This is a genomic window from Mycobacterium sp. TH-M106 (genome assembly GCF_057473765.1).
The window spans coordinates 1-1,916 of the sequence record NZ_JBYCLE010000542.1; the positions used below are offsets into that span (position 1 = coordinate 1).

At 72.3% G+C, this 1,916-nt stretch carries 2 protein-coding genes; one reads left to right on the forward strand and one right to left on the reverse strand.

The window, feature by feature from the left end; translation table 11 throughout:
- Positions 1 to 1,364, reverse strand: a 1,364-nt coding sequence (locus AC2VOP_RS18720; protein ID WP_486962357.1) for an amidase, incomplete at its 3' end; no start/stop codon positions are given.
- Between the two features lie 68 nt (positions 1,365 to 1,432).
- Between AC2VOP_RS18720 and recO the strand changes: the two genes are divergently transcribed.
- A partial coding sequence (gene recO, locus AC2VOP_RS18725; RefSeq protein WP_486962358.1) for a DNA repair protein RecO occupies positions 1,433 to 1,916 on the forward strand: 484 nt, incomplete at its 3' end.

Sequence of the window (1,916 nt, forward strand, 5' to 3'; positions counted from 1 at the left end):
AGCATTCCTTCGCTGTTGGCCGGGCCCATCAGCTGCACGCCGATCGGCAGCCCGTCGGAGGTGAACCCGGCCGGCACGTTGATCGACGGCCAGCCCAGCAGGTTCCACGGCCAGGTCACCGGGCAGGCGGCGATCATCGTGCGGTCGGTGCCCCAGCTGCCCAGCCGGTCGAAGGCATCGACCGGCGGCGGCGGCTGGGCGGTGGTGGGCGCCAGCACCACATCGACGATGCGGAAGATCGAGCCGACCCGGCGCTGGTCCTTGGCCTCGTGGGCGCGGGCGTTGCGCAGTATCGCCTGCGACAGGAACCGGCCGGTGCGCATGTTGGCCACCGTGCGTGGATCCCAGTCGACATTATTTGCCGGGTCGCCGAGCCGCGTTGCCCAGTCCAGCAGCCCCGAGGTGGACCGGGACAGAAAGTTCCACGATATCCGCAGTCCGTAGTCGGGGTTGCCGGCCACGACGTTGTGGCCAAGCAGCTCAAGCTGTTTGGCGACGGTGCGCAGCGCGGCGGCGATCTCCGGGTGTAGTCGGGCCCGGAAGCCGGTGAACGGGAATCGGGTGGACATCGCGATCCGCAGCTCGCCCGGTGCCCGACCGACGTAGTCGGATACCGTGATCGGCGGCGGTCGGTGCCGGTCGCCGTCGACGTTGCCGGAGACAGCGTCGAGCACCAGCGCCGCGTCGGCCACGGTGCGGGCCAGCACGCCGTTGACGGTGATCCCGTTGAACGCTTCCGGCAGCGGCCAGGTGGAGATGCGGCCGCGCTGCGGTTTGATGCCGACCAGATGCGTCCACGCAGCGGGGATGCGCACACTACCGGCCCCGTCGGAGCCGATCGCTGCGGTGACCAGGCCCGCAGCCACCGCGGCGGCGCTGCCGCCCGACGAGCCGCCGGGGGTGCGCCCGGGCGACCACGGGTTGCGGGTGTGCCCGAAGCCGGGGCCGCTGGTGAACGGCCACTGGCCCAGCTCGCAGGTGTTGGTCTTGCCGACGATCACTGCGCCCGCCGCCTTCAACCGGCGCACCACCTCGGCGTCGGCGGCGGCCGGAGCGACCAGCCCGGTGGTGCCGAAATAGGTCGGCACCCCGGCGAAGTCGACGTCGTCCTTGATCGCGATAGGCACGCCCAGCAGCGGCGCAGTGCTCCCGGCGGCCCGACGTTTGTCGGCTTCGGCGGCGTCGGCCAGCGCCGATTCGGCGAGCACCACCCGGAACGCGTTCAGCGTCGACTGGCTGGCGTTGATGGCGCTCAGCGAGCGACGGACCAGCTCCTCGGAGGTCACCGCGCCGTTGGCCAGCTGGTAGAGCTGGTCGGTCAGGGTGGGTAAGCGAGGGGCGGTGGAGGCGGGCGGGGGCGTCATCGCCGCTAAGACTATCGGCACGCCGACGACGTCCCCGGAACGTCACGGCGCGGTGCGACACTGATCCGATGCGGCTGTACCGGGACCGGGCGGTGGTGTGCCGCCAGCACAAGCTCGGCGAAGCCGACCGGATCATCACCTTGCTCACCCGCGACCACGGGCTGGTCCGCGCGGTGGCCAAGGGGGTGCGCCGCACCCGCAGCAGGTTCGGCGCCCGCCTGGAGCCGTTCGCCCACGTCGACGTGCAGCTGCATGCCGGCCGCAACCTCGACATCGTCACCCAGGCGGTCTCGCTGGACGCCTTCGCCGCCGGCATCGTCAGCGACTACGGCCGCTACACCTGCGCCTGCGCGATGCTGGAGACCGCCGAACGCCTGGCCGGTGCGGAGCGGGCGCCGGCGCCGGCGCTGCACCGGCTGACGGTGGGCGCACTGCGGGCGGTGGTCGACGGACGCCGGCCCCGCGAGCTGGTGCTGGACGCCTATCTGCTGCGCGCCATGGGGGTGGCCGGGTGGGCGCCGGCGCTGACCGAGTGTGCCCGTTGCGCCACCC